19 protein-coding genes and 1 pseudogene are annotated in these 22,389 nt (G+C 67.8%); 12 read left to right on the forward strand and 8 right to left on the reverse strand.

The genetic code is table 11. The features are described 5' to 3' along the window. Positions 1-165: 165 nt before the first annotated feature. On the reverse strand, positions 166-426 hold the full coding sequence (locus EYW47_RS20055; RefSeq protein WP_133196596.1) for a PAAR domain-containing protein: 261 nt from the start codon (positions 424-426) through the stop codon (positions 166-168). Positions 427-789: 363 nt separating this feature from the next. Here EYW47_RS20055 and EYW47_RS20060 point away from each other — a divergent pair, with 363 nt between their 5' ends. From EYW47_RS20060 to EYW47_RS20070, 3 genes are read left to right on the forward strand one after another with little or no spacing between them, the layout of a single operon-like run. Further along, complete coding sequence (locus tag EYW47_RS20060; RefSeq protein ID WP_133196597.1) at positions 790-1,617, forward strand: anti-sigma factor family protein; 828 nt, start codon at positions 790-792, stop codon at positions 1,615-1,617. A 30-nt stretch (positions 1,618-1,647) separates the two neighbouring features. After that, positions 1,648-2,166 carry a sigma-70 family RNA polymerase sigma factor gene (locus EYW47_RS20065; RefSeq protein WP_133196598.1) on the forward strand — a complete coding sequence of 173 codons (519 nt, stop codon included), beginning with the start codon at positions 1,648-1,650 and terminating at the stop codon, positions 2,164-2,166. After that, entirely contained in the window at positions 2,163-3,023 is an 861-nt protein-coding gene (locus EYW47_RS20070) for an anti-sigma factor family protein (protein WP_133196599.1), read from the forward strand. The genes EYW47_RS20065 and EYW47_RS20070 overlap by 4 nt, the downstream gene beginning before the upstream one ends. A gap of 147 nt (positions 3,024-3,170) precedes the next feature. Here EYW47_RS20070 and EYW47_RS20075 read toward each other — a convergent pair whose 3' ends face one another. Continuing rightward, entirely contained in the window at positions 3,171-3,491 is a 321-nt protein-coding gene (locus EYW47_RS20075; protein ID WP_133196600.1) for a DUF4148 domain-containing protein, read from the reverse strand. 161 nt (positions 3,492-3,652) lie between these two features. Beyond that, complete coding sequence (locus EYW47_RS41915) at positions 3,653-5,542, reverse strand: trypsin-like peptidase domain-containing protein (RefSeq protein ID WP_240763813.1); 1,890 nt, start codon at positions 5,540-5,542, stop codon at positions 3,653-3,655. Positions 5,543-5,766: 224 nt separating this feature from the next. Between EYW47_RS41915 and EYW47_RS20085 the strand changes: the two genes are divergently transcribed. The 3 genes from EYW47_RS20085 to EYW47_RS20095 all read left to right on the forward strand — a co-directional run bounded on the left by EYW47_RS20085 (position 5,767) and on the right by EYW47_RS20095 (position 9,860). Beyond that, the gene (locus tag EYW47_RS20085; RefSeq protein ID WP_133196601.1) at positions 5,767-5,964 is read left to right on the forward strand and encodes a hypothetical protein; all 198 of its coding nucleotides are present in this window, start codon (positions 5,767-5,769) and stop codon (positions 5,962-5,964) included. A 51-nt stretch (positions 5,965-6,015) separates the two neighbouring features. Next, complete coding sequence (locus EYW47_RS20090; RefSeq protein ID WP_240763814.1) at positions 6,016-8,010, forward strand: sensor domain-containing diguanylate cyclase; 1,995 nt, start codon at positions 6,016-6,018, stop codon at positions 8,008-8,010. Positions 8,011-8,213: 203 nt separating this feature from the next. Further along, on the forward strand, positions 8,214-9,860 hold the full coding sequence (locus EYW47_RS20095; RefSeq protein ID WP_165976624.1) for an EAL domain-containing protein: 1,647 nt from the start codon (positions 8,214-8,216) through the stop codon (positions 9,858-9,860). Positions 9,861-9,929: 69 nt separating this feature from the next. On the opposite strand, the gene EYW47_RS20100 is transcribed toward EYW47_RS20095, so the two are convergent. From EYW47_RS20100 to EYW47_RS20115, 4 genes and pseudogenes are all read right to left on the reverse strand, one after another. Beyond that, positions 9,930-10,883, reverse strand: a complete 954-nt coding sequence (locus EYW47_RS20100; RefSeq protein ID WP_133196603.1) for an ABC transporter substrate-binding protein — start codon at positions 10,881-10,883, stop codon at positions 9,930-9,932. Positions 10,884-10,999: 116 nt separating this feature from the next. After that, a pseudogene (locus EYW47_RS20105) lies at positions 11,000-11,959 on the reverse strand (ABC transporter permease subunit); the annotation flags it as partial. A 117-nt stretch (positions 11,960-12,076) separates the two neighbouring features. Then, the gene (locus EYW47_RS20110) at positions 12,077-13,630 is read right to left on the reverse strand and encodes a sugar ABC transporter ATP-binding protein (RefSeq protein ID WP_133196605.1); all 1,554 of its coding nucleotides are present in this window, start codon (positions 13,628-13,630) and stop codon (positions 12,077-12,079) included. Further along, positions 13,617-14,867: an ROK family transcriptional regulator gene (locus EYW47_RS20115; protein ID WP_133196606.1), complete on the reverse strand. Its 1,251-nt coding sequence runs from the start codon at positions 14,865-14,867 to the stop codon at positions 13,617-13,619. The genes EYW47_RS20110 and EYW47_RS20115 overlap by 14 nt, the downstream gene beginning before the upstream one ends. Positions 14,868-15,126: 259 nt before the next feature. Here EYW47_RS20115 and EYW47_RS20120 point away from each other — a divergent pair, with 259 nt between their 5' ends. The 4 genes from EYW47_RS20120 to EYW47_RS41920 all read left to right on the forward strand — a co-directional run bounded on the left by EYW47_RS20120 (position 15,127) and on the right by EYW47_RS41920 (position 18,091). Continuing rightward, positions 15,127-15,495, forward strand: a complete 369-nt coding sequence (locus EYW47_RS20120; RefSeq protein WP_133196607.1) for a YciI family protein — start codon at positions 15,127-15,129, stop codon at positions 15,493-15,495. Between the two features lie 144 nt (positions 15,496-15,639). Further along, positions 15,640-16,062, forward strand: a complete 423-nt coding sequence (locus EYW47_RS20125; RefSeq protein ID WP_133196608.1) for a YciI family protein — start codon at positions 15,640-15,642, stop codon at positions 16,060-16,062. Positions 16,063-16,118: 56 nt separating this feature from the next. Beyond that, on the forward strand, positions 16,119-16,541 hold the full coding sequence (locus EYW47_RS20130; protein WP_028217525.1) for a VOC family protein: 423 nt from the start codon (positions 16,119-16,121) through the stop codon (positions 16,539-16,541). Continuing rightward, entirely contained in the window at positions 16,541-18,091 is a 1,551-nt protein-coding gene (locus tag EYW47_RS41920) for a sigma-70 family RNA polymerase sigma factor (RefSeq protein ID WP_240763830.1), read from the forward strand. The genes EYW47_RS20130 and EYW47_RS41920 overlap by 1 nt, the downstream gene beginning before the upstream one ends. Before the next feature lie 72 nt (positions 18,092-18,163). Here the strand turns inward: EYW47_RS41920 and EYW47_RS20145 are convergent, their stop codons facing one another. After that, entirely contained in the window at positions 18,164-19,072 is a 909-nt protein-coding gene (locus EYW47_RS20145; protein ID WP_133196609.1) for a LysR family transcriptional regulator, read from the reverse strand. Positions 19,073-19,176: 104 nt separating this feature from the next. Between EYW47_RS20145 and mdlC the strand changes: the two genes are divergently transcribed. Beyond that, on the forward strand, positions 19,177-20,868 hold the full coding sequence (gene mdlC / locus EYW47_RS20150; protein ID WP_133196610.1) for a benzoylformate decarboxylase: 1,692 nt from the start codon (positions 19,177-19,179) through the stop codon (positions 20,866-20,868). Positions 20,869-20,924: 56 nt separating this feature from the next. After that, complete coding sequence (locus EYW47_RS20155) at positions 20,925-22,379, forward strand: aldehyde dehydrogenase (RefSeq protein WP_133196611.1); 1,455 nt, start codon at positions 20,925-20,927, stop codon at positions 22,377-22,379. Positions 22,380-22,389: the final 10 nt, after the last annotated feature.

A 22,389-nucleotide genomic window follows, 5' to 3' on the forward strand; every position in this document is an offset into this window, starting at 1 on the left:
GATACTCGAAGAGACAGCCAATCCCTTCGTGACCCGATATACGCCGGGGAATCAACGATGATTCATGCAGCAATGCGCCGCCTTGACCGAGTATTTCGCGCTCAGGAATTGCGCGACCCCGCATGCCAAGCATGCGATATCGTCCAAGTGGTCCCGATCGCGTGCTCATGCTGCCGCCTTCACGAGCGTGGCACCGCATGCAGTCTGATCGCCAATGAACGCCACACGCACACCGCCATGCGTGCGCTTGCCCGTCGCGACGATGGCGAAATCGCCGCCACACTTCGGGCACCTGACGAGATGCCCGTCGAGCGCGACCGGTTTGCCCCGATGGGTGAGATTCAACGCGGCCTGGATGACCTCGCCGCCGTGATCGGTGGTGTCGCCAAGCTGTGCCACCTCACGTCCTGTCACTGCGTCCTTCATATGCCGCTTCCTTCCGAAGAGAGACTCTGCGATGCGAGGGCGGCAGACCCCACCACCCGCAGATATCTATCCTGAAAGAGGGTGTATTAGCTTGAACAGGAGAAAACTCCGAAATACAGCCGATCCGACGATTCAAAATGCATAAGATTGCGAAAAAGACGCATCTAACTGATACCCGGCAAAGGACGGCCGCTGCAGGGCGATGCGTTGCGAGGAGGGCGTGGCCTTAGCAGCGCGCGCGCATACCCGGAGCCGCGAGCGCAAAGCCGCACCCATCGCAAGCCATAAAATTGGGCCCCGCGCGGAATAAGCGCCCAGGCGCGCGTGTTAGTTGATCGTCTCCAACCAACGCGGCGGCATATCATGGCTTTGCAGAGGCTGCACGACGAGCGGCCGGTATCCGAAGGCGACATCCACGCCTACACAGACGGTTCGCTGGCGCATGACCGGATCGCGCGTGTGCGCCGCTACCTGGCGGCGCGCCCCGGCGAATGGCATCGGATCCTGTTCTACCGGCGGCTCAATGCCCAGCTTCGTCACTCATTCGGCGAGGCTGAACACGATCCCGAAGCGCTGTCCGAAACGCGGCGGCCCGCGCCGGCGCGTCGACGCAGGGCCGCGCCTGGTGGCGTCGCTCGCCCCCGGGCTGCCGCGCTTGCGCTCGCCTGCCTGCTGGCCGGCGCGGCGCTGGCGTGGCTTGCCGTTTCCGAGCCCAGTGCCCAGGTACTGAACGACGCGGCGGTGATGGCGCTCATGGAGACCGGCAACGGTCCCGACGCAGCGGCGTCCGCGCAGGATTCGCCCGGCGCGCCGCTCGCCGATTCGCTCGTGCCGGTGCCTCCGGCCAGCGTCCCCGCGCCTTTCGACCTCGCGCCGGCGGGCTTGCGGCTCGTGGCTTCCGGCACGGTCGAACTCGGGCTTTTCGCGCGAGCCGGCCGCTGGGTCTACGAAAACGGTGAAGGCAAGCCGGTCGTGCTGCTCGCCTCGCGCGCGTGGTTCGCGCATGCCGAGCCGCAATGGAGCGCCCGGCGCGTCGGCAATCTGCGCTTGCTCGGGTGGACCGGGCATGGCGAGCGCTGGGTGCTGGCGGGCGATGCGCAGACGCGCGGCCTGATGCGCGCGGCGGATCTCGCCTCGCAGGAGCAGCCGGCCCGCGAGGCTGCGGCCGGGAATGAGGCGCCCCCACGATGAGCGCTCAGATGAGGACGGCGAGGATGGAACATGGACATCCGTGACGAGCTGATAGAACACGTGCCGCGCCTGAGGCGTTATGCGCGCGCGCTGGTCAATAACCGCGAGCTCGCCGACGATCTCGTGCAGGACACGCTCGAGCGCGCGCTCGGGCGCACGGCGCTGTTTCGCGCGGGCACGGACCTGCGCGCCTGGCTTTTCACGATCATGCACAACCTCTTCGTGAATCAGGTGCGCAAGTCGGCGGCGCGCGGCACGCACGTGAGCGTGGACGACGAGAGCGTGCCCGAGACCGACTACGCGGTGCCCGCGACCCAGACCGGGACGCTCGAGGTGCGCGATCTCGACTTTGCGCTGCAGCGGCTGCCGGTCGAGCAGCGCGAGGTGGTGCTATTGGTTGGATTGGAGGAAATGAGTTACGCCGACGTGGCGCTGGCACTCGACATCCCCATCGGTACGGTGATGTCGCGGCTTTCGAGAGGGCGTGAGCGCCTGCGCGCGCTCATGGCCGGTTCCGTCCCGCGTGCGAATCTGAAGGTGGTGCGATGAGCGAGCAACATAACCCCGTGACCGAAGACGAGATCCACGCCTACGTGGACGGCACGCTGGCGCAAGCACGCCGCGCGGACGTCGAGCGCGAGCTTGAACGCAATCCGGAGCTTGCGGCGCGCGCGAGCGACTTCTTCGCGCTAAACAATCTGCTGCACGAGCGTTACGACCGTGTGCTGAGCGAACCGTTGCCCGCGCGTCTGCGCGTCGAATCCGCAGCCGCAGCACATGCCGAATCCGCTGGGCCGGCCAGGCGCCACGCGCGCGAAGCCGCAAACTGGCCGAAGTTCGCGGGCCTCGCGGCGGCGCTGGTCATGGGCGTGGGCATCGGCTGGGGCACGCACTACGGCGCGGACATGCTGGGCGGCGCAGCGGGCCGCGGCGACCCGCATGCAGAACTGCATACGGTGAGCGCGGACTCCACCATGAGCTTCGTGCACGAGGCCGCGCTCGCGCACGTGGTCTACATGCCCGAGGTGGAGCGGCCGGACTCGATGGGCGCGCGCCAGGAGCAGGACTTCGTGCAGTGGCTCGCGAACCGGCTCGGCACCAACGTGCATGCGCCGATGCTGGAAAAGAGCGGCTTCGAGCTCTCGGGCGGGCGTTTGCTGCCAGGCGCTGACGGCGATGTCGCGCAGTTCATGTATCACAACGCCCAGGGCGAACGCGTGACGCTGTGCATCTCGCACCGCAAGGCAAGCAGTAACACGACTGCGTTCAAGCTCTATCAGGACGGTCCCGTGAACGTGTTCTACTGGATCGATGGCGACTTTGGCTATGCGCTGTCGGGCGGTATCGACCGCAAGGTGCTGCTGCAGCTCGCCCACGATGTCTACGCGCAATTGACGCCGCGCTGAGCGTGCCGCTGAGCATGCGTAAGCGGCTCCTCTGCGCAAGCCCCTGACCGTTCGCGATATTCGCATGCCAACGGCGATACCCCGCTCTCCATGAGCGGGGTATCGCCGTTGCACGCACTGGACGTTTGCGCATCGACTTCTCGCGCATCAACTTCCCGCGTAGATGTTGCAGAAACTCACCGGCCCCACGCAGGCCATATGGGGCGCGCCCGAGTCGCTCGTTCCGGCCGTCGGCATGCCCCTGCCGCTGTCGGCGTGCGGCGCTGCGCTTTGCGCAACCTGATTCGCGAAGACCGGGCTGACGTCGGGGTACGACGCATCGGTGACGAAGCGCGAGCCGTTGGCTTCGGTGTCGTTCAACTGCTGGCGGACCTGATCGCGGCTCAGGCCTTGGGCGGAAGCGCTGGCGATGGCGCCCATGGAGGCGGCGGCGACGAACGTGGCAAGCAATACGCGACGGATAGACATTTCGAACTCCTGATCGTGTGGATGGGTCTTGCGGCCGCAATCGAGTCGTTCGATTCAACGCGGCCGACATAGACACGAACACACCGTGCGCAGGAGTTATTCCGCGCGGCTTTGTATCCTCATGTAGCAATCGGCAATGAAGGGCTTCGTGCGCCGCATCCTCACCTGAGCTTCACCGCAACGAAGCTGCGAGCACGGTTTCGCTGGATCAGCACCTCCATGCTCCTCGTCGCCTTTGCCTCGAGGGCTGCGGCCTGATCCTGCGTTTCGACCAGCGTTTCGTCGAGCGTCAGCACGACGTCGCCGGGCCGCACGCCCGCTTTCGCGGCGGGGCCGATCGCCTCGTCCACCATCAGCCCCAGCGGAAGCCCGGTCGAGAGCTTCTCGTCCTCGGTCAGGGCGTGCATGATGAGGCCGAGCCGATCGGCGGCGTGGCCCGGCGCCGGGGCGGCGGCGGGTTGGGGGCTCGCGTCCGTCATCACCGCTTTCACGGCCCTGACGTCGTTCACGGCCGCCGCATCGGCTGCCGCTGGCGTGGCGGCGACGGCTGGCACGGCGACCACGTTCGGCGCGGCAGGCGCGTCTGCGGTTGCTGCAGGCCGCGCCGCCTGGGCTACTTGGGCCGGCTGCGCAACTTGTGCTGCTTGTGCTGCTTGTGCCGCTTGTGTCGTTTGTGCCGGCTGCGCTGCCTGCGCCGCCTGTGTCGCCGGTGCCAGCGGCACCGCCTTCCTCACCTTTTTCGTTTGCGCCGTCTTCGGCTCGACGGCGGCGTTCTTGAAGCCCGCCTGCGCCGGCTGCCGGTTGCGGATCACCCCGAGCGAGGCTTTCGTGGCAGGCGGCACGGCCGCGAGCTGTTCGGCGAGCGCAGCGGCCCCGTCGACCGGCTTGTCGCCCACCCGAATAATGACGTCGCCGGCATTCACGCCCGCAACAGCGGCCGGCGAGCCCGGATCGACGGTGTCGACGAGGGCGCCACTTGCGCGCGGCAAGCCGAGCGCCGCCGCGATCCCCGGGCTCACGTCCTCGACCTGCATGCCGAAGGTGCGGGTCGTGCGGGCATTGCCCAAGCCGCCTGCGTCGGCTGGGTCGGCAGTGGCGGCGGCAGCGGCGGCGGCAGCGGGCGCCGCCTTGAGCGCAGCCTGCAACTGCGCGCGGAACTGGTTCGCCGCTTCGATCGGAATCGCAAACGTCAGGCCCTCGTAGTGGCCGCTGTCGGCGTAGAGCTGCACGTCGATGCCGATCACTTCGCCCGCGCGATTGAACAGCGGCCCGCCGGAGTTGTCGGGGTTGACCGCCACATCGGTCTGCAGGAACGGGAACGCGCTGCCGTTGGGCAGCGTGCGCGAGGTGGCGCTGACGATGCCCGTCGTCACGGTGTTCTGGAAGCTGTCGGGCGAGCCGATCGACAGCACCGGCTCGCCTGCGCGCACCTTCGACGAATCGCCGAGCTTCACGAACGGCAGATTGTGCGCGTTCTCGATCTGCAGCACGGCCACGTCGCTCTGCGGATCGACGGCGACCACCTGCGCCTTGAACTCGCGCTTGTCGGTCAGCAGCACGGTCACTTCTTCGGCGTTGTCCACGACGTGCGCCGTGGTGAGCACGAGCCCGTTGCGGCTGACGATGAAGCCGGAGCCCACGCCCGTCATCGCGCGCGGGGCGCGGGGCTGGCCGTCGGTGGGCGGCTGCGGCACGCGCTTGAAGAACGCGAAGAACGGGTCGTCGGCGTCGATGGCTTCCTGCTCGGGCGGCGCGGTCTGATCGTCGGTGCCGCGTGCGATCACGTGCACGACGGCGGGACCGTAGCGCTCGGCGAGCGAGAAGAAGTCCGGTGTCGCCATGGCAGCGGGAGTGACGCTCGCGCGTAAGGCGGTGTCGCGCTCGGCCGGGCTCACCGCAGCGGGCTTGTCTGTGGCAGGGGGGTTGGTCTTCGATCCGGTGGGCGGCGGGACGGGTGTCGCCGCGTTGGCCGGAGGGCAAAAAGTGCTGGCGAGCGCCAGCGTGAGCGCGGCCGCGGGGCGCGAGGTGCGGGCGAAAATCAGGCGGAGCACAGCACACCTCCCAGTGGCAATCGTGCTGACGGGCGCAGGCCGGAATGCATTTGTGATGCAAGCGGGCGCCGTCAAAAATAGTGTAGTCACACGGCGCGCAGAGTGGGGGGGAGGGTTTGTCCGGTAGCGAACGGAAAGGCTGGCGTCGGGTTCAGGACTGCTTTTTGACTGCGTTTTTACCGCTTGGCGCGCGCTTCTCCTGCGCTTCGCGGTGTGACGATTTGATGGACGATCAGGTCGATATGAAGGTGAAAAGCGCGTGCCGCGCGAGCGTGGACGGCAATCGTCCGGAAGACGCGTTGTCTGCCTCGCGCGGCGTCCGGATGCGTCACGATCGCGGTGGCGATGCGACGCGTTCTGATGCGTCTGCAACGAATGCCGGCGCTCAGCCCGGCTCGATCTGTCGCGTGCCGGCCGGGTGAAAAATGCGCACTGTATACTGGGCGCCCGACTTCCTTGTCACCGCGCGCGCCATGCCCGTTCCCCAGCCTGCCGACGAACCCACGATCGTCCCGCCCACGGCGCCGGCCTGCGACGCGCATGGCAACGACCGCGCGCTCGGCGAGCAAGGCGCGGGGGCGAGCGCCGCGAGCAGTCTCGATTCCCTGCTGGATGCGCTGATGCGCCTCGTCGCCCGACATTTCGCCGTGGCGGCTGCGTGCGTGCTGCCCGGCGATGCGGCGGCGGGCGCGCCGGTTTGGCCTGGCGCCGGTGTGGAGGTGATGGGCGTCGTCACGTCGGGCGTTGCGGCGCCGTTGCGCGAGGCGCTGTTCGAAATCCGGCGTGCACAGCAGACGATCGGCACAAACGGCACGCTGGAGCCACGCGACATCGCCAACGCGGGTGAGCCGTTGATCATCAGCGATCTCGGGACGGACCCCGCATGGCAGGCGTGCCTGTCCCGGGCGAGCGCGCTGCCGCTGCGCTTCGTCGCCGCGTGGCCGCTCTCCGGCGCGAATGGCGATCATCTGGGCAGCCTGTGCCTGCTCGACCATGCACCGCGCGAGCTGTCACTCACGCAACGCGCAAGCCTCGACGACTTCGCGCGCGTGATCGCGGCGCTGGCGGCGCAGGAAACGATCATCGAAGCGCAGGGCGCGCACGAAGCCGCGCATGGTGCGATCGCCGCATCGCCGCTGCCCGAAGCCGGGCTGTATCAAGAGCTCGAAGCGCTGCGCGCCCGCGAGCGTCTGCTCGCGCTCGCCATCGCGGGCAGCGGCACGGGCATCTGGGACCGCGATGTGGCCGCCGGGGAAATCCGCTATTCCACAGGCTGGAAAGCGATGCTCGGCTATGCCGATGACGAGGTGACCAACCGCATCGAAGACAGCTACCAGCGCCTGCATCCCGACGACCTCGACTACGTGAAGGCGACGATGCAGGCCCACTTCGAAGGCCGCACCGATCAGTACGAAGTGGAGCACCGCATCCGCTGCAAGGACGGCAGCTACAAATGGATCTGCAGCCGCGGCAAGGTCACCGCGCGCGACGGCGAAGGCCGGGCGCTGCGCATGATCGGCACCACGACCGATGTGACGTCGATGCACGAGATGGCCGAGCGCCTGCGCGAGTCGGCCAGCCTCGTCACCAATCTCACGAACGAGGTGCCGGGCCTCGTGTTTCAGTGCCGCCGCACGCCGGACGGGCACATGTGCTTTCCCTACGCGAGTGCGGGTATTGCGGAGATCTACGAGCTCGCGCCGGTGCAAGTCGCGGCGCACACGCGCGCGCTCGAGGCGCTCATCCACCCCGACGATCTTGAAGCCTGGCGTGCGTCGTTCGCGGCCTCTGCGGCCACGCTCGCGCCGTGGCACCTCGAATACCGCGTGTGCCTGCCGCGCCAGGGGCTGCGCTGGCGGCAGGGCGATGCGAAGCCGCAGCGCCTCGCCGACGGCACCATCGTCTGGCACGGCTTCATTACCGATGTCACGGAGCGCAAGCGCATCGAGGCCGAGCTGCACGAATTCGCCACGACCGACGGCCTCACGGGCCTCGCGAACCGGCGCCACTTCATGGCGCGGCTCGACGCGCAGCACGCGCTGTTGCGCCGCGCGGGCAGGGCGAGCAGCGCGGGCATGGCCGTGCTCATGTGCGACCTCGATCATTTCAAGTCGATCAACGACCGCTTCGGCCACGCAGTAGGCGACGAAGCCTTGCGCCATTTCGCCGGGGTCCTGCGTATGCACTTGCGCGCGGGCGACGTGGCCGGGCGCATCGGCGGCGAGGAGTTCGCGGTCTTGCTGGACGGCGCCGATCTCGACGGCGCGTGCGCGCTCGCGCGCCGCATCCAGGACCGCATCGCGCGCGAGCCGCTCGAGTGCGGGGCCGGCACGGTGGCGCTCACGGTCAGCATCGGCGTCACCCAGATGCACGCCGGCGACCCAAGCGCCGAAGCCGCACTCTCGCGCAGCGACGTCGCGCTTTATCGCGCGAAGAAGGACGGGCGTAACCGCATCGAGTGCGCCTGAGCCGCGCCGCTTCCGGCGAGCGGGCGGCGTCCGTGCACGGCACGGTCAGCTCTTCATTCTGACCCTTGGTGTAACGTTCCGGCAGGTCGATACTTTTCGTGTGCCGGTGGGCCCGGCGGCCTTTGCCGCGTTCGCGGCGCATGCCGTCGCCTGCGCTCAAAGGGTGTCGCTGGAGGCCGCCGCCTGGTGGCAGGGAGGCGCATTTGCCGGAGTTCGATTCCAGGGCGTCGCCGAAATTGCAGCCCAGCGCGCAGTCCAGCGCGAGGCGCATTTGGGCGCGCGCCTCGCAGGTCGGGGTGATGGTGTTCGCCGCGGCGCTGCCGGTGCTGCTGTGCGTGGCATTCACGCGTTACGAAGCGGCGCGCCTCGTGCGCAGCGAGGCCGAGCTCGCTTCCAACTTCGTCGTCAATCAGGTCATGGCGATTGTCGGGCGCGCGCGCGATGCGGCACAGGGCTTCGTGCCGCGCGCGGCCGAGCCGTGCTCGAAGCTTGCGGCCGCGCTCACGCTCGGCACGGCCACTCAGCCCTATATTCGCACGCTCAATATCGTCGATGGCGACCGCCTCGCCTGCTCCTCGGCGCTCGGCCAGCAGTCGATCGCGGCACACGTCTTCACGGCCGGCGACGGGCGCATGCCGCGCGGCGACTGGCTCGCGATCGTGCCCCGCACGCCGATGGTGACCGATCGCCCGGCGCTGCTGGTGGGCGTGCGTGCGCCGGGCGCACGCGCCGTCATCGCCGTGGTCGACTCGCAATATCTGCTCGACCTGCTGCACGCGGCCGCGCCGCTTTCCGCGTATCGCGAGGCCGAGCTGCGCGTAGGCACCGGCACCTCGCTGCGCGAGGCGAGCGGCGATGCCCCGATAGCCTCCAGCCCGGTCGTCGCCGACACACGCAAGCTGTTCGCCAGCAGCGTGATCGATCTGCGCCTCTACGGCGAGCCCGCGCACCTGAACAAGGCATGGGGCGCTTTGCTCCTGCGCTACATGCCGTGGGTCGCGGCGTTCTCGGGGCTGCTCGCGTGGCTCGTGCACCGCGCGCAGCGCAACCGCCAGTCGCGCCGCGAGCAGTTGCTGCGCGCGATGCGCGCGGGCGAATTCCATGTCGAGTATCAACCGCTTTATGGCGTCGAGTCGGGGCGGTGCGAAGGGGCCGAGGCGCTGCTGCGCTGGGTCCGACCGGGCATGGGCGCGGTGCGTCCCGACGAGTTCATTCCCGGCGCTGAGGAAGACGGGGTGATCGTGCCGCTCACGCAGCATCTGCTGAAGCTGATTGCGCGCGACGTCATGCTGTGGGGCACGCGGCCCGGCTTTCACCTGGGCATCAACTTCGCGCCTGAGCATCTCTCGGGCGCGGATCTGCTGCCCGACGTGCGGCGCTTCATGGGCGTGATCGCAGGACGCCGGATCCAGACGGTGCTGGAGATCACCGAGCGCTCGATCATGCGCAACACCGAGCATGCGCGGCGCAATCTGGAGGCATTGCGCGCCGAGGGCGTGCAGGTGGCGATCGACGACTTCGGCACGGGCTTCTGCGCGCTCTCGTATCTCGAGAAATTTCCATTCGATATCCTGAAGATCGACCGGGGCTTTGTGCTGACGATCGATGCCGAGGGGCGCAGCGCCGTCGTGCTCGATGCGATCATTGGCCTCGCGCACAGCCTGGGCGCGCGCCTCGTGGCCGAGGGCGTGGCCTCGCAGGCGCAGTTCGAGTATCTGCGCGCACGCGGCACGCACTACATTCAGGGCTTCCTCTACGCGAAGCCGATGCCGGCCGACGTCTTCAGCCGCTGGTACAGCCGCGCCGGGAGCGAGGTGTCCGCCGACCCGGCGGTGACGGCGCGGCACTGACTCAAAAAAAACGGGCGGCTATCGCAGCCGCCCGCTTGAAACATGAGGAGCAGGTGGGGGAGCTAAAGCTCAGTGCGGCGAGGTCCAGCCCTTGTAGCTGCTGACGTTGTCACGCGTAATGAGTTGTGGCGTCATCTCGATCATCGGATTGGCGGGATTCTTGCCATTCATGATGTCGTAGCCCACTTGCACGGCCGTCTGCGCCATCTTCCACGGATCCTGGCTTGCCGAAGCCTGCACGAGCGTGTCGGTCTTCAGTGCCGATTCGATATCGGGCGCGCCGTCCACCGAGGTGATCACAATGCCGTTGCGGTGCAGTTGCTTCGCGGCCAGGTCGCTGCCCACGGCCTGCGGATCGTTGATGGTGAACACGCCGGCAAGCTGCGGGAAGCGCGTGAGATAGCCCTGCATCGTATTCATGCCGCCTTCGCGCGAGCCCTTGCCGTCCTGGTCGTCGGAGAGGATCTTGATGCCGGGCGACTTCGCGAGCACTTGCTTGCAGCCGTTCACGCGGTCGATCACGGCGGAGACCTGCGGGCCGTTCTCGATGATCACGTTACCCTTGCCATTGATCTTTTTCGACAGGTACTCGCACGAGATCTGGCCGGCCTTGACGTTATCGGTCTGCACGGTGGCGTTGGCGCCCGCGGCAGCCACGTCCACGGCCACCACCACGATGCCCGCGGCGCGGGCCTTGCGCACGGCCGGCTCGATCGCCTTGGGATCGGAGGCGTTCAGCAGGATCATGTCGACGTGCGCGGAGATGAAGTTGTCGATCTGCGTGAACTGCTTGTTCAGGTCGTAGTCGGCGGACACGGCCGTGACTTTCGCGTTCGGGTTGAGCTGCCTGGCTTTTGCCTCCGCGCCCTGCACGATGGTCACGAAGTAAGGATTGCCAAGCGAGCCTACGGTGATGCCGATCGACTTCAGTTGCTTGTCGGCGGCGTGCGCGCCTTGCAGGGCGAAGCCAAGCGTGAGTGCGGCAGCGGCGCGAACCGCGAATGCAGCCTTTTTCTTGAACATGAGTACGTCTCCAGAGGGGTCCAGTTGTGTGTGGAGCGGTGCGGGTGCAGGAGGACCGTCTGCGCCCGCTTTTAACCAGGAAGTTTCGGGTTCCGGACGCGGGTCCGTGAGCGCTTTCAGGTGCGCGCCGAGCCGCGCTGGCGATAGCGGTCGAGCGCCACAGCGCCGACGATCACGAGGCCCTTGATGATGTATTGCCAGATGTCCGAGACGCCGAGCAGCACGAGGCCATTCGAGAGCACCGCGATGATGAGCGCGCCGATCAGCGTGCCGACGATCGAGCCCACGCCGCCCACGAAACTCGTGCCGCCCAGGATCACCGCGGCGATGGCGTCGAGTTCGTACGACTGGCCGAGCTGCAGGCCGTTTGCGGCGTAGAGGCGGGCGGCCGACATCACCGCGCCGAGGCCGGCGAGCAGGCCCGAGACCGCGTAGACGAACAGCTCGATGCCGCGGACCTTGATACCGGAGAGACGCGCGGCTTCGGGGTTGCCGCCCACCGAGTAGATATGCAGGCCGAGCACCGTGCGGCGCAGCACGAACCACGAGACGGCCACCACCACGAGCGCGATGATGACGAGCCAGGGCACGCCGAACACCGTGCCGTTGCCGATGAAGGCGAACGACAGTTCCGGGTTGAAGAGGGTGGTGTCGTGGCCCATCAGGCGAGCGATGCCGCGCACGGCAGTGAGCGAGCCCAGCGTGACGATGAAGGGCGGCAGGCGCAGCACCGAGATCAGCGCGCCGTTGATGAGGCCGAAGCCGAGGCCCACGCCCAGCGCGGCGGGAATGCCGAGCCAGCCCCAGCCCGCGATGTTCGAGCAGAGCATGGCCGCGACCGCCGATGCGGCGAGTATCGAGCCCACCGAGAGGTCGATGCCGCCCGTGAGAATCACGAAGGTCATGCCGGCGGCGAGCACGATGTTGATCGACGCCTGCTGCGTGACGATCGAGAGGTTCTGCAGCGTGGCGAAGCCGTCGGTCAGGAAGCCGAAGCCGATGCACAGCAGCACGAGCACGGGCAGCATGCCCGCCGTGCGCATGATCGATTTCACGCGTGCGCGATGGCCGTCGACGGCGGTACTGCGAGTGGCCTGGGCCGGTTGCGCGGGCGACGCTGCAACGCCATGGCGGGGAAGAATGCTCTTCATGATGTAGTGCTCCTCAATATCTCTTCGACGCTTGCGTCAGAATCAGGCGGCCTCGTCCAGCGCGCCTTGCGAGCCGGTGGCGAGTTCGATGATGGCTTCCTGGGTGATGGGCTTGCCGGTGTAGCCGCCCAGTTCTCCGGCGAATTCGCCTTCGCGCATGACGAGCACGCGGTCGGCCACGCCGATGATCTCGGGCAGTTCGCTCGAAATCACGATGATGCCCACGCCGGTCCTGGCGAGGTCGTTGATGATGCGGTAGATCTCCGACTTCGCGCCGATGTCCACGCCGCGCGTCGGCTCGTCGAGGATCAGCACGCGCGGCTTCGTTTCCAGCAGGCGCGAGAGCAGCACCTTCTGCTGATTGCCGCCCGAGAGCGCGCCTACATTCACGCGGGGGCTGGGCACGCGAATCGAGAGCGCGCGGATGGAATCCTTCGCGCGAGAAGAGCCGCGCGCGAGGTCGAGCACCCCGAAGCGCGCGTCGCGCCCGGCCACGGACACGTTGATGTTGTCGCGCACGCTCATGTCGAGAAAGAGCCCTTGATGCTTGCGGTCCTCGGTCAGATAGACGAGGCCCGCTTCGATGGCGTCGCGCGGCCCGTGCACGGTGAGCGTGCGGCCGTCGATGGCGATATCGCCGCGCGCACGCGGCTCCGCGCCGAAGATGAGGCGCGCAAGCTCGGTGCGGCCCGCGCCCACGAGGCCCGCGATGCCCAGCACCTCGCCCGAATGCAGGTCGAGGCTGCAGCCGCGCACGCGGTTGTGGTCGGCCACGTCGCGCACGGTGAGCACCACCTTGCCGGGGTCATAGGGCGCATGCTCTTTCTTGTAGAAGCCCGAAATATCGCGGCCAACCATCATGCTCACGAGGCTTTCCGCGCTGAGCTCGTCGCGCATCAGCGTGCCCACGTAGCTGCCGTCGCGCAGTACCGAAACGCGGTCGGAGAGCTCGTAGATCTCGGCCATGCGGTGGCTGATGTAGATGATCGCGAGCCCGTCCTCGCGCAACTGGCGCACGAGCTTGAACAGGCGCTCGGTCTCGCGCGAGGAGAGCGGCGTGGTGGGCTCGTCCATCACGATGATGCGTGCGTCGCTATGCACGGCGCGTGCGATTTCCACCAGCTGGCGCTCGGCGATCGAGAGCGAACCCACCAGCGTCGTGGGCCAGAAGCTGGCGCCCAGGCGCTTGAGCACGTCTTCGCAGCCGCGCTCCATGGCGGCGCGGTCGACCATGCCGAAGCGGCCGCCGCCACGGCGCAGCTCACGGCCCGCGTAGATGTTTTCGGCAACGGAAAGATTCGGCGCGAGGCTCAGTTCCTGGTAAATGACGGCCACGCCCAGCTCGCGCGCGGCGAGCGGGCCGTCGATCACGACTGTCTTGCCGTCGAGCAGGATCTCGCCGCCAGGGTCGGCCTGATAGGCGCCCGAGAGAATCTTCATGAGCGTGGATTTGCCCGCGCCGTTCTCGCCCATCAGCGAGTGCACCTCGCCGGGCCAGACCGAGAGGCGCACTTTGTCTAGCGCGCGCACACCGGGAAACGTCTTGCTGATGCCCCGCATTTCCAGCAGCGGGGGCGTCGATTCAGAGCGCGACATGGCTCGTCTCCTGCGTTTGTGCGCCGGCGCCCATCAGGATGCCCGCACGTGGCGAAAAGTTGTAGAACATGGGCAGCGTGGCGGCGCCGAGCGCACCCGCGTCGGGGCCGAAGGTGCCGCGCACCAGCGTGGGCGTGCCGCGCGCCTCAGGCGCGGTGGCCGCCACGGCCACGCGCAGGCGCTGCATGAGCGTGTCGATGAGGCCCGCGTCCACGTCGGCGTCGAGCACCACGGCCGGCACGTCGAGCACGCACAGCGCGGAGCGCAATGCGGGCGCGAGCGCGTCGATGCAGTCCTCGAGCCATTCCTCGACCGCCGGATGGCCGCGCGCGATGCACGCCTCGATATCGGCGCGGTTTTCCACTTTCTCGCCGTGGTATTGCAGATGGCGGCGCAGCGCGATGAGCGAGGCGCGCGAAAGCAGGATGTCCCACTTGGCCGCTGGCTTGGGCGCCGAAGGCAGGGCGCTCGGCGGCACGGGCATCACAGCGAAGTCGCCCGCGTTGCCGGTGAGGCCGCGCACGCAGTCGCCGTCGATGGCGATGCCGCCGCCAATCGCCGGGCCGAGAAAGAGATAGAGGAAGTCATCGCGCTGGCGCCCGCAGCCGTAGAAGATCTCGGCGATGGCGGCGGCGTTGCCGTCGTTTTCGCTGAACACGGGCAGCCCGACCGCCTGGCTCAGTTGGCCCGCGAAATCGACGTCGCTCCACACGCGGAACGTGTCGGCGGGCAGGCCCAGCTCGCGCATCCAGCTGTCGAGGTTGTACGGCTGTGCCACGCCAATGCCCGCGAGACGGCTGCGCTCGGCCTTGCTGAGCAATCCTGAGAGTTCGCGGATATCCTGCTGGACGATTTCCTGCGCGAGGGCGGGCGGCGGCAGCAGCATGTCGTGCGAGCGGCGCTCGATCATCTGGCCCGCGAAGTCCACCAGCACGGTTTCGATGTTGGTCCGGTCCAGACGCACGCCGATGGCGAATGCGCCGCGCGGCGAAAGGCGCAGGAGCGAGGCGGGCTGGCCGCGTCCACCGTCCAGACGCCGCCCGCTCATCTCGATCAGCCCGCTTTCCGTGAGCGATGTGATGATGCTGCCCACGGCCGTGCTGGTGAGATTCGCAAGGCGGGCGAGATCGGCCTTCGAGGCCTCGCCGGCGCGCCGCAGCGCCTGCAGCAGCAGGCGCTCGTTGAAGCGGCGGACATTGGCCGAGTTGCTGCCCTGACCGACATGCGGACTTCTCACGTGTCTCCTCCGGTTACGCCAGCAGGGGTTGCTGGCGACTAAATAAATCAAGTTGATTTATTTAATGCTGGAAAGCGCCACGTGTCAGCCTGGGGAAATCCCGGCACCCGGCGGGCATGCCTCCGGCACGGCGTTGCCGGAGCGGGGGCGAGTTCCAAGGGTGTGTCGTTTTCCTGCGCTATGCTTTCGGTTGCTTTCACCGGCGCGCCCATGGACTTCGAGCGCCCGCAATGCACTCACTCAATGGAATCGGCACTTCATGGCATACATGCTGCTCATCACCGAGCCGCGCGGTCAGCGCGAGGCGCGCACCCAGGCCGAAGGCGAGGCGCTCTACGCGCGCATGCTGCGCTTCGCCGACGACCTCACCACGCGTGGCGTGCTGCTCGACGCACAATCGCTGGTCTCCGACAAGGAGGCTGCCCGCGTGCAGGTGCGCGAAGGGCGGGCGAGCGTGCTCGACGGCCCGTTCGCGGAGGTCAAGGAAATGATAGGCGGCTTTTTTCTGATCAATAGCGCAACGCGCGAGGAGGCGCTCGCCATCGCGCGCGAGTGCCCGGCGGCGCAGTGGGCGAGTGTCGAGGTGCGCGAGACCGGGCCGTGCTTTCGCGAGCCGCCTGAAGACTGACAACCGGCACGTTTCCAGGTAGTTTCCCTGGGGAGCGCAAAAAAATTGTCGGGCGATGTCGATTTGCGTGGGCGTTGCGCGTCGTATGAGTGAGCGCATCGAAACGATGTCGCCTCCTTTACCTCACATAGCCAGGAGCAAGCAATGCGATTCATGATCATGGTGCGCGCCAACGCGATGAGCGAATCCGGCGAGACCCCCGACGACCCGGAGATGTTCGCCGAGATGGCCGCCTACCACGAGGAACTGGCCAAGGCGGGCGTGCTGCTCGACGCCTCGGGCCTGCAACCGAGCGCGCGCGGCTTTCGCGTGCACTACACCGACGGCAAGCCCGCCATCGTCGACGGGCCGTTCGCCGAGACGAAGGAGCTGATCGCCGGCTACACGCTGATCCAGGTGCGCTCGCGCGACGAAGCGCTCGAATGGGCGCGGCGCTTCCCGGCGCCGTTCGGCAAGCACGCCGATGGCGAGATCGAAGTGCGCCAACTTTTCGAACTCGACGATTTCGCGCCGTGCGAGGGCATCGAACGCTTTCGCAAGCTCGAAGTCGGGAGCAATGCCAAGTAAGCAATCCACTCACTCAACCACCAGGCAATCCGAAGTAATCTATAAAGGACACGATTATGCACAAGCACATCTTCGTCAATCTGGGCGTGCGCGACCTGAAGCGCTCGATGGACTTTTTCGGCAAAGTCGGCTTCACGTTCGAGCCCAAATTCACCAATGACCAGGCCGCCTGCATGGTGATCGGCGAGAACATCTTCGCGATGCTGCTCACCACCGACTTCATGCGCACCTTCACCGACAAGGCGCTCGTCGACGCGCGCGAGCAGACCGAAGTGCTCGTGTGCCTCTCGTGCGAGTCGCGCGACGAAGTCAACGCGCTCGTGGAAAAGGCGCTGGCGGCGGGCGGCAGCTCGAAGCGCCCGCCGATGGACTGCGGCGACGCAATGTACGGCCGCAGCTTCGAAGACCCCGACGGGCACATCTGGGAACTGATGTGGATGTCGCCGGAGGCGGTGGAGAAAGGGGCGCACGGCGCGTGATGCATGAGCAGGGCCCCGAGGGCCCAGAGAGCCACGGGCATGACGATGCCGCTGGACATGCCGCGACGCACCGCGCGATCGCCGCGGTCTGGCGCATCGAATCCGCAAAGGTGATCGCCCACGCCGCTCGCCTGCTGGGCGACGTGGGCCTCGCCGAGGATGCTGCACAGGACGCGCTCGTCGCGGCGCTCGAAAGCTGGCCCGCGAGCGGCATCCCCGCCAACCCGGGAGCATGGCTGATGACCGCCGCGAAGCACCGCGCACTTGACCGCTTGCGGCGGGCCGCCTCGCATGCGCGCGCACACGAAGCGCTGGGCGCGGACCTCGAAGCGCTCGAGGCGCATTTCGCGCCCGACTTTGTTGAGGCGCTGGACGCCGCGCGCGAAGACGAGATCGGCGACGACCTGTTGCGGCTCCTGTTCGTGGCAAGTCATCCGGTGCTGCCGCGCGAGGGCCGCGTGGCGCTCACGTTGCGCCTGCTGGGCGGGCTGACTACGGCTGAGATCGCGCGCGCGTTTCTTGTCTCCGAGGCCACTGTCGCGCAGCGCATCGTGCGTGCGAAGCGCACGCTCGCTGAAGCGAAAGTGCCGTTCGAGGTGCCGGACAAGGCAGCGCGTGCGGCGCGGCTCGCTTCGGTGCTCGAAGTCATCTACCTGATTTTCAACGAAGGTTACGCGGCGACGGCGGGCGCCGACTGGATGCGGCCGGCGCTCTGCGAAGAAGCGCTGCGCCTCGCCCGCATGCTGGGCGAACTGGTACCTGAGGAATCCGAAGTGCATGGGCTCACAGCGCTGCTGGAGCTGCAGGTGTCCCGCTTGCCTGCACGGGTGGACAGGCAAGGCCGCGCCGTGCTGCTCGCCGACCAGAACCGTGCGCGCTGGGATGCGCTGCTGATCCGGCGCGGCTTTGCCGCACTCGCGCGTGCGGAGCAATGTGCGGCGCTAGCTGTGGCGCTGTTGGGCGCGCAGTCGGCGCCCCGAACATCGGCTCAAATGGGCGCTCAATCGGCGCCTCGAACGCCGGCCCAAACGGGCGCTCAATCGACGCCTCGAACGCCTGCTCAAACGGGCGCTCAAACGCCGGCTCAAACACCGGCTCATACGGCCGCTCAAATGGCGGTGCTGTCGGCAGATCAATCGGCGCAACGGGGCGCCACCGCAACGCTCGGCCCCTACGCGCTGCAGGCCGCGCTCGCCGCCTGCCATGCGCGCGCGCCGAGCACGCAGGAAACCGACTGGATGCGCATCGTAGCGCTCTACGACGCGCTCTTGCGCATCGACCCTTCTCCCGTGGTGCAACTCAATCGCGCGGTGGCGGTCGGCATGGCGTACGGGCCGCAAGCGGCGCTCGCCATCGTCGACATGCTGTGCGAGGCGCCCGCCTTGCGCCACTACCCCTGGCTGCCCGCCACGCGCGGCGATCTGCTGGCGAAACTGGGCCGCGCGAGCGAGGCGCGCGCCGAATTCGAGCGCGCCGCTGCGCTCACGCAGAACGCGCGCGACCGCGAGGTGCTGCTCGCGCGGGCCGCAACGACCCCGGCGCGAACATAGCGACGCGGTGCATTCGCCAGCTCGCGCCGCGACTCGATGGCAGGCCTCGCCCGTTCGCGCGCGGACACGACGCTACACGCCCTCGGCCGTCAACAAGCGCAATTGTTCGAGCAGTTTGACGGCAGGGCTCGGCAGGATGCCCTGGCGGCGCCGGAACGCGGTCAGCGTGCGCCGTCCCACCACGCCGGGCATGTCGAGCGTATCGAATACGCCCGCCTTGCTTTCGGTCACATACATCGTCGAGGCCATCCAGCTCAGAAAGCCCGAGCGCGCGACGAGACTCTTGAGCACCGTGATCGAGCGCGTCTCGACGACGACATTGGGCAAACCGAGCCCAAGCGCTGCGAACGCCTGCTGCATGTGCTCGAACGGCCCCGTGCCGCGCGGCGGGATGGCCCATTGCTCGTGGAGCGTGTCGGCGAGCGTGAGGCCGGGCTTGCTGCGCAGCGGATGGTCGAGCGCGGCCACCACGTAGCTCGCGTCTTCCCAGCGGCAATCGGCAATGGCCGCAATCTCATCCGTGTCCGGCACCACCATGCTCAGCGCGAGATCGATCTCGCGTTTGACGAGTGCGTCGGCGAGCCGGTCCCACACGCCTTCGATGATTTCCACGCGCAGGTTCGGCCACTTCGCGAGCACGCCGCTCACCGCGAGCGGCAGCACGAGGCTCGCGATGCTGCCCACCGCGCCCACACGGATCGTGCCGCGCGCGAGGCCGCGCATGGCGTCGATCTCCTCGCGCGCTTGCTCGGCTTCGCGCTGCAAGAGAATGGCATGCGGCAGTAGCGCTTCACCCACGGCGGTCAGATGCATGCCACGCGAATGCCGCTCGAAGAGCGGCGCGCCCACCTGCTCCTCGAGACGGCGGATCGCGCGGCTCAACGCCGGCTGCGTGATGTGCAGGGTGTCGGCGGCGCGGCCGAGACTGCCGCAGGCGACGATGGTTGCGAAGGCATGGAGTTGCTGGAGGTTGTAAGTCATGCCTGAACGTAATGCCTTTTCGCAAATTCGGCAATTTGTGGTTACCCGAGGCGCATCGATAATGGCTCGTCAATCAAACGCGCCCATCTCAAAGGAGGCCTCGCATGACAGGCAGCGCGCCGCAACAGAATTCAGGGCAGGAAGGGGCGCAGCGCTCCGGCAATACCGGCGATACCGGCAATACGACCCCGGCCGGGGCCACGGCGGCGTGGACCGTGCGCGACGCGGTGATCGACTTCGCGCGCCGCGTGGGCATGACGTCGGTCTTCGCGAACCCCGGCTCGACCGAGCTGCCGATGTTCCGCGACTTTCCCGCCGATTTCCGTTATGTGCTCGGGCTTCATGAGGCCGTGGTCGTCGGGATGGCGGATGGCTATGCGCAGGCCACCGGCAACGCGGCGCTCGTGAACCTGCACTCGGCGGCCGGCGTCGGCAACGCGATGGGCAATATTTTCACGGCGTTTCGCAACCGCACGCCGCTCGTCGTCACGGCGGGCCAGCAGGCCCGCTCGATCCTGCCCTTCGATCCGTTTCTCGCCGCCACGCAGGCGACCGAGCTTCCCAAGCCCTATGTGAAATGGAGCATCGAGCCCGCGCGCGCGCAGGACGTGCCGCTCGCCATTGCGCGTGCCTATTCCATCGCGATGCAGGAGCCGCGCGGTCCTGTGTTCGTGTCGATTCCAGTCGACGACTGGGATCAGCCGGCCGACCCCGTGCCGTCGCGCGCGCTTGCTTGCACGACGCGCCCTGAGCCCGCGATGATGGCGCGCATCGGCGCGTTGCTCGACGCGTGCGAGCGGCCCGCGTTCGTGGTGGGCGGGGCCGTCGACCGCGCGGGTGCAGCCGAGGACGTCGTGCAACTCGCAGAGCGCCATCGCGCGCGCGTTTTCGTGGCTCCCATGACGGGCCGCTGCAGCTTCCCCGAAACGCATCGGCTTTTCGCGGGTTTTCTGCCGGCCATGCGCGAGCGCATTGTCGAATTGCTCGACGGCCACGACGCGATCTTCGCGATTGGCGCGCCCGCGTTCACATATCACGTCGAGGGGCAAGGGCCGCACGTCCCGCCGGGCGCGCAACTGTGCCAGCTCATCGACGACCCCGGCGTGGCCGCATGGACGCCCGAAGGCCTCATCGCGGTCGGCAATGTGCGGCTCGGCGTGCAGGACCTGCTCGCGCGCCCCGCGCCGACCGCCCCTTGCGCGCGCGAGTTACCAGCGCCGCGAGTGCTGCCGCCGCGCGCCTTGCCGCCCGAAGCGGCGGGCGAGCGCATGTCGGTCGCATTCGCGTTGCAGACGCTTGCCGAGGTGCGCGATCCGCACGGCATCGTCGTGGAGGAGGCGCCAAGCGCGCGCCCGGTGATGCAGGCTTATCTGCCGATGGCCCGCGCAGGCACGTTCCTCACGATGGACAGCGGTGGCCTCGGTTACGGCATGCCCGCAGCGGTGGGCGTGGCGCTGGCGCGGCCGGGCGAGCGCGTGACCGCCCTGATCGGCGACGGATCCAGCATGTATTCGATCCAGGCCATCTGGAGCGCCGTGCAGATGAATCTGCCGATTACGTTCGTCATCCTGAATAACACGCGCTATGCCGCGTTGCAGGACTTTGCACCCGTGTTCGGCTTCGCGAAGGAGGATCCCGTGCAGGGCACCGATCTGCCAGGCCTCGATTTCGTGACGCTCGCGGCGGGTATGGGCTGCACCGGCGTGCGCGTGACTGAAGCGGCGCATCTCGCCGGCGTGCTGCGCGCGGCGCTCGTCGCGAGTGGCCCCGCGCTCGTCGAGATCGTCCTCGCCTGAGATCCTCAGGCATGCCTCACGATTGTCACTAAGCAGTTCGAGAAAGGAGACAGACTATGAAGACCGTGTCGATGCTGATCGACGGCGCGCCGATGCGCTCACGCAACGGCGCCACCTTCGAGCGCCGCAATCCGCTGGATGGCGAAGTGGCGTCGCGCGCGCCCGCCGCGACCGTCGCCGACGCCCTTGCGGCCGTCGATGCCGCCGCCGCCGCGTTTGCTGCGTGGTCCGTGCTCGGGCCCGGCGAGCGCCGCGCGCTGCTCACGAAGGCCGCGCATGCGCTAGAGGCCAAAGCCGATGCCTTCGCGGCCGCGATGGCCGCCGAAACCGGCGCATCGGCGCTGTGGGCCGGCTTCAACGTCCACCTCGCCGCGGCGGGGCTGATCGAAGCGGCCGCGCTCACCACGCAGATCGCGGGCGAGCTGATTCCTTCCGACGTGCCGGGCAGCCTGGCGATGGGCGTGCGCCAACCCGCGGGCGTCGTGCTTGGCATGGCGCCGTGGAATGCGCCGGTGATTCTCGCCGTGCGTGCCATCGCGCTGCCGCTCGCCTGCGGCAATACGGTTGTGCTCAAGGGCTCCGAGATTTGTCCTGCCACGCACGGGCTCATCATCGAGGCGATGCAGGAGGCGGGCTTGCCGCGCGGCACCGTGAATTTCGTGACGAATGCGCCGGAGGACGCCGCGCAGATTGTCGACGCGATGATCGCGCATCCGCGCGTGCGCCGCGTGAACTTCACGGGCTCGACGCGCGTGGGGCGCATCATCGCCGAGACCTGCGCGAGGCATCTGAAGCCCGCCGTGCTAGAGCTCGGCGGCAAGGCGCCGCTCGTGGTGCTCGACGACGCCGATCTCGACGCGGCCGTGGACGCGGCGGTCTTCGGCGCGTTCGCGAATTCAGGGCAGATCTGCATGTCCACGGAGCGCATCATCGTCGACGAAAGCATCGCCGACGCTTTTGTCGACAAGCTGGGCGAGCGCGCCCGCGCCTTGCCGCTAGGCGATCCGCGCGAGGGCGGGGCGGTCGTGCTCGGGTCGGTTGTCGACATGCGCACCGTCGAGCGCTGCAACGCGCTGATCGACGATGCGCTCGCACGCGGCGCGACGCTCGTGTGCGGCGGCAAGGCCACGAGCACGCTCATGCCCGCCACGCTGCTCGACCGCGTGACGCCCGCCATGCGCATCTATCACGAGGAATCGTTCGGGCCCGTGAAAGGCATTGTGCGCGTGCACGGCGAAGAGGCCGCCATCGCCTGCGCGAACGACAACGAGTATGGGCTCTCCGCGGCGGTGTTCAGCCGTGACACGGCGCGCGCGCTGAACGTGGCGAGACGCATCGAGTCGGGCATCTGCCACATCAATGGGCCGACCGTGCATGACGAAGCGCAGATGCCGTTCGGCGGCGTGAAGGCGAGCGGCTTTGGGCATTTCGGCGGCAAGGCGGGTATCGCCGAATTCACCGATTTACGCTGGGTCACGCTGCAGACCGGGCCGCGCCACTATCCATTCTGATCAGGATGAC

It is taken from the genome of Paraburkholderia silviterrae, from assembly GCF_004353915.1.
GTDB classification, from domain to species: Bacteria; Pseudomonadota; Gammaproteobacteria; order Burkholderiales; family Burkholderiaceae; genus Paraburkholderia; species Paraburkholderia silviterrae.

Coding starts and splice junctions, on each gene's coding strand:
- EYW47_RS20075 (WP_133196600.1), bottom strand. CDS start 3,491: ATGTCTATCCGTCGCGTATTGCTTGCCACGTTCGTCGCCGCCGCCTCC.
- EYW47_RS20125 (WP_133196608.1), top strand. CDS start 15,640: ATGCGATTCATGATCATGGTGCGCGCCAACGCGATGAGCGAATCCGGC.
- EYW47_RS20100 (WP_133196603.1), bottom strand. CDS start 10,883: ATGTTCAAGAAAAAGGCTGCATTCGCGGTTCGCGCCGCTGCCGCACTC.
- EYW47_RS20090 (WP_240763814.1), top strand. CDS start 6,016: ATGCCCGTTCCCCAGCCTGCCGACGAACCCACGATCGTCCCGCCCACG.
- EYW47_RS20155 (WP_133196611.1), top strand. CDS start 20,925: ATGAAGACCGTGTCGATGCTGATCGACGGCGCGCCGATGCGCTCACGC.
- EYW47_RS20110 (WP_133196605.1), bottom strand. CDS start 13,630: ATGTCGCGCTCTGAATCGACGCCCCCGCTGCTGGAAATGCGGGGCATC.
- EYW47_RS20065 (WP_133196598.1), top strand. CDS start 1,648: ATGGACATCCGTGACGAGCTGATAGAACACGTGCCGCGCCTGAGGCGT.
- EYW47_RS20130 (WP_028217525.1), top strand. CDS start 16,119: ATGCACAAGCACATCTTCGTCAATCTGGGCGTGCGCGACCTGAAGCGC.
- EYW47_RS20055 (WP_133196596.1), bottom strand. CDS start 426: ATGAAGGACGCAGTGACAGGACGTGAGGTGGCACAGCTTGGCGACACC.
- EYW47_RS20070 (WP_133196599.1), top strand. CDS start 2,163: ATGAGCGAGCAACATAACCCCGTGACCGAAGACGAGATCCACGCCTAC.
- EYW47_RS41920 (WP_240763830.1), top strand. CDS start 16,541: ATGCATGAGCAGGGCCCCGAGGGCCCAGAGAGCCACGGGCATGACGAT.
- EYW47_RS20145 (WP_133196609.1), bottom strand. CDS start 19,072: ATGACTTACAACCTCCAGCAACTCCATGCCTTCGCAACCATCGTCGCC.
- mdlC (WP_133196610.1), top strand. CDS start 19,177: ATGACAGGCAGCGCGCCGCAACAGAATTCAGGGCAGGAAGGGGCGCAG.
- EYW47_RS20060 (WP_133196597.1), top strand. CDS start 790: ATGGCTTTGCAGAGGCTGCACGACGAGCGGCCGGTATCCGAAGGCGAC.
- EYW47_RS20120 (WP_133196607.1), top strand. CDS start 15,127: ATGGCATACATGCTGCTCATCACCGAGCCGCGCGGTCAGCGCGAGGCG.
- EYW47_RS20085 (WP_133196601.1), top strand. CDS start 5,767: ATGGACGATCAGGTCGATATGAAGGTGAAAAGCGCGTGCCGCGCGAGC.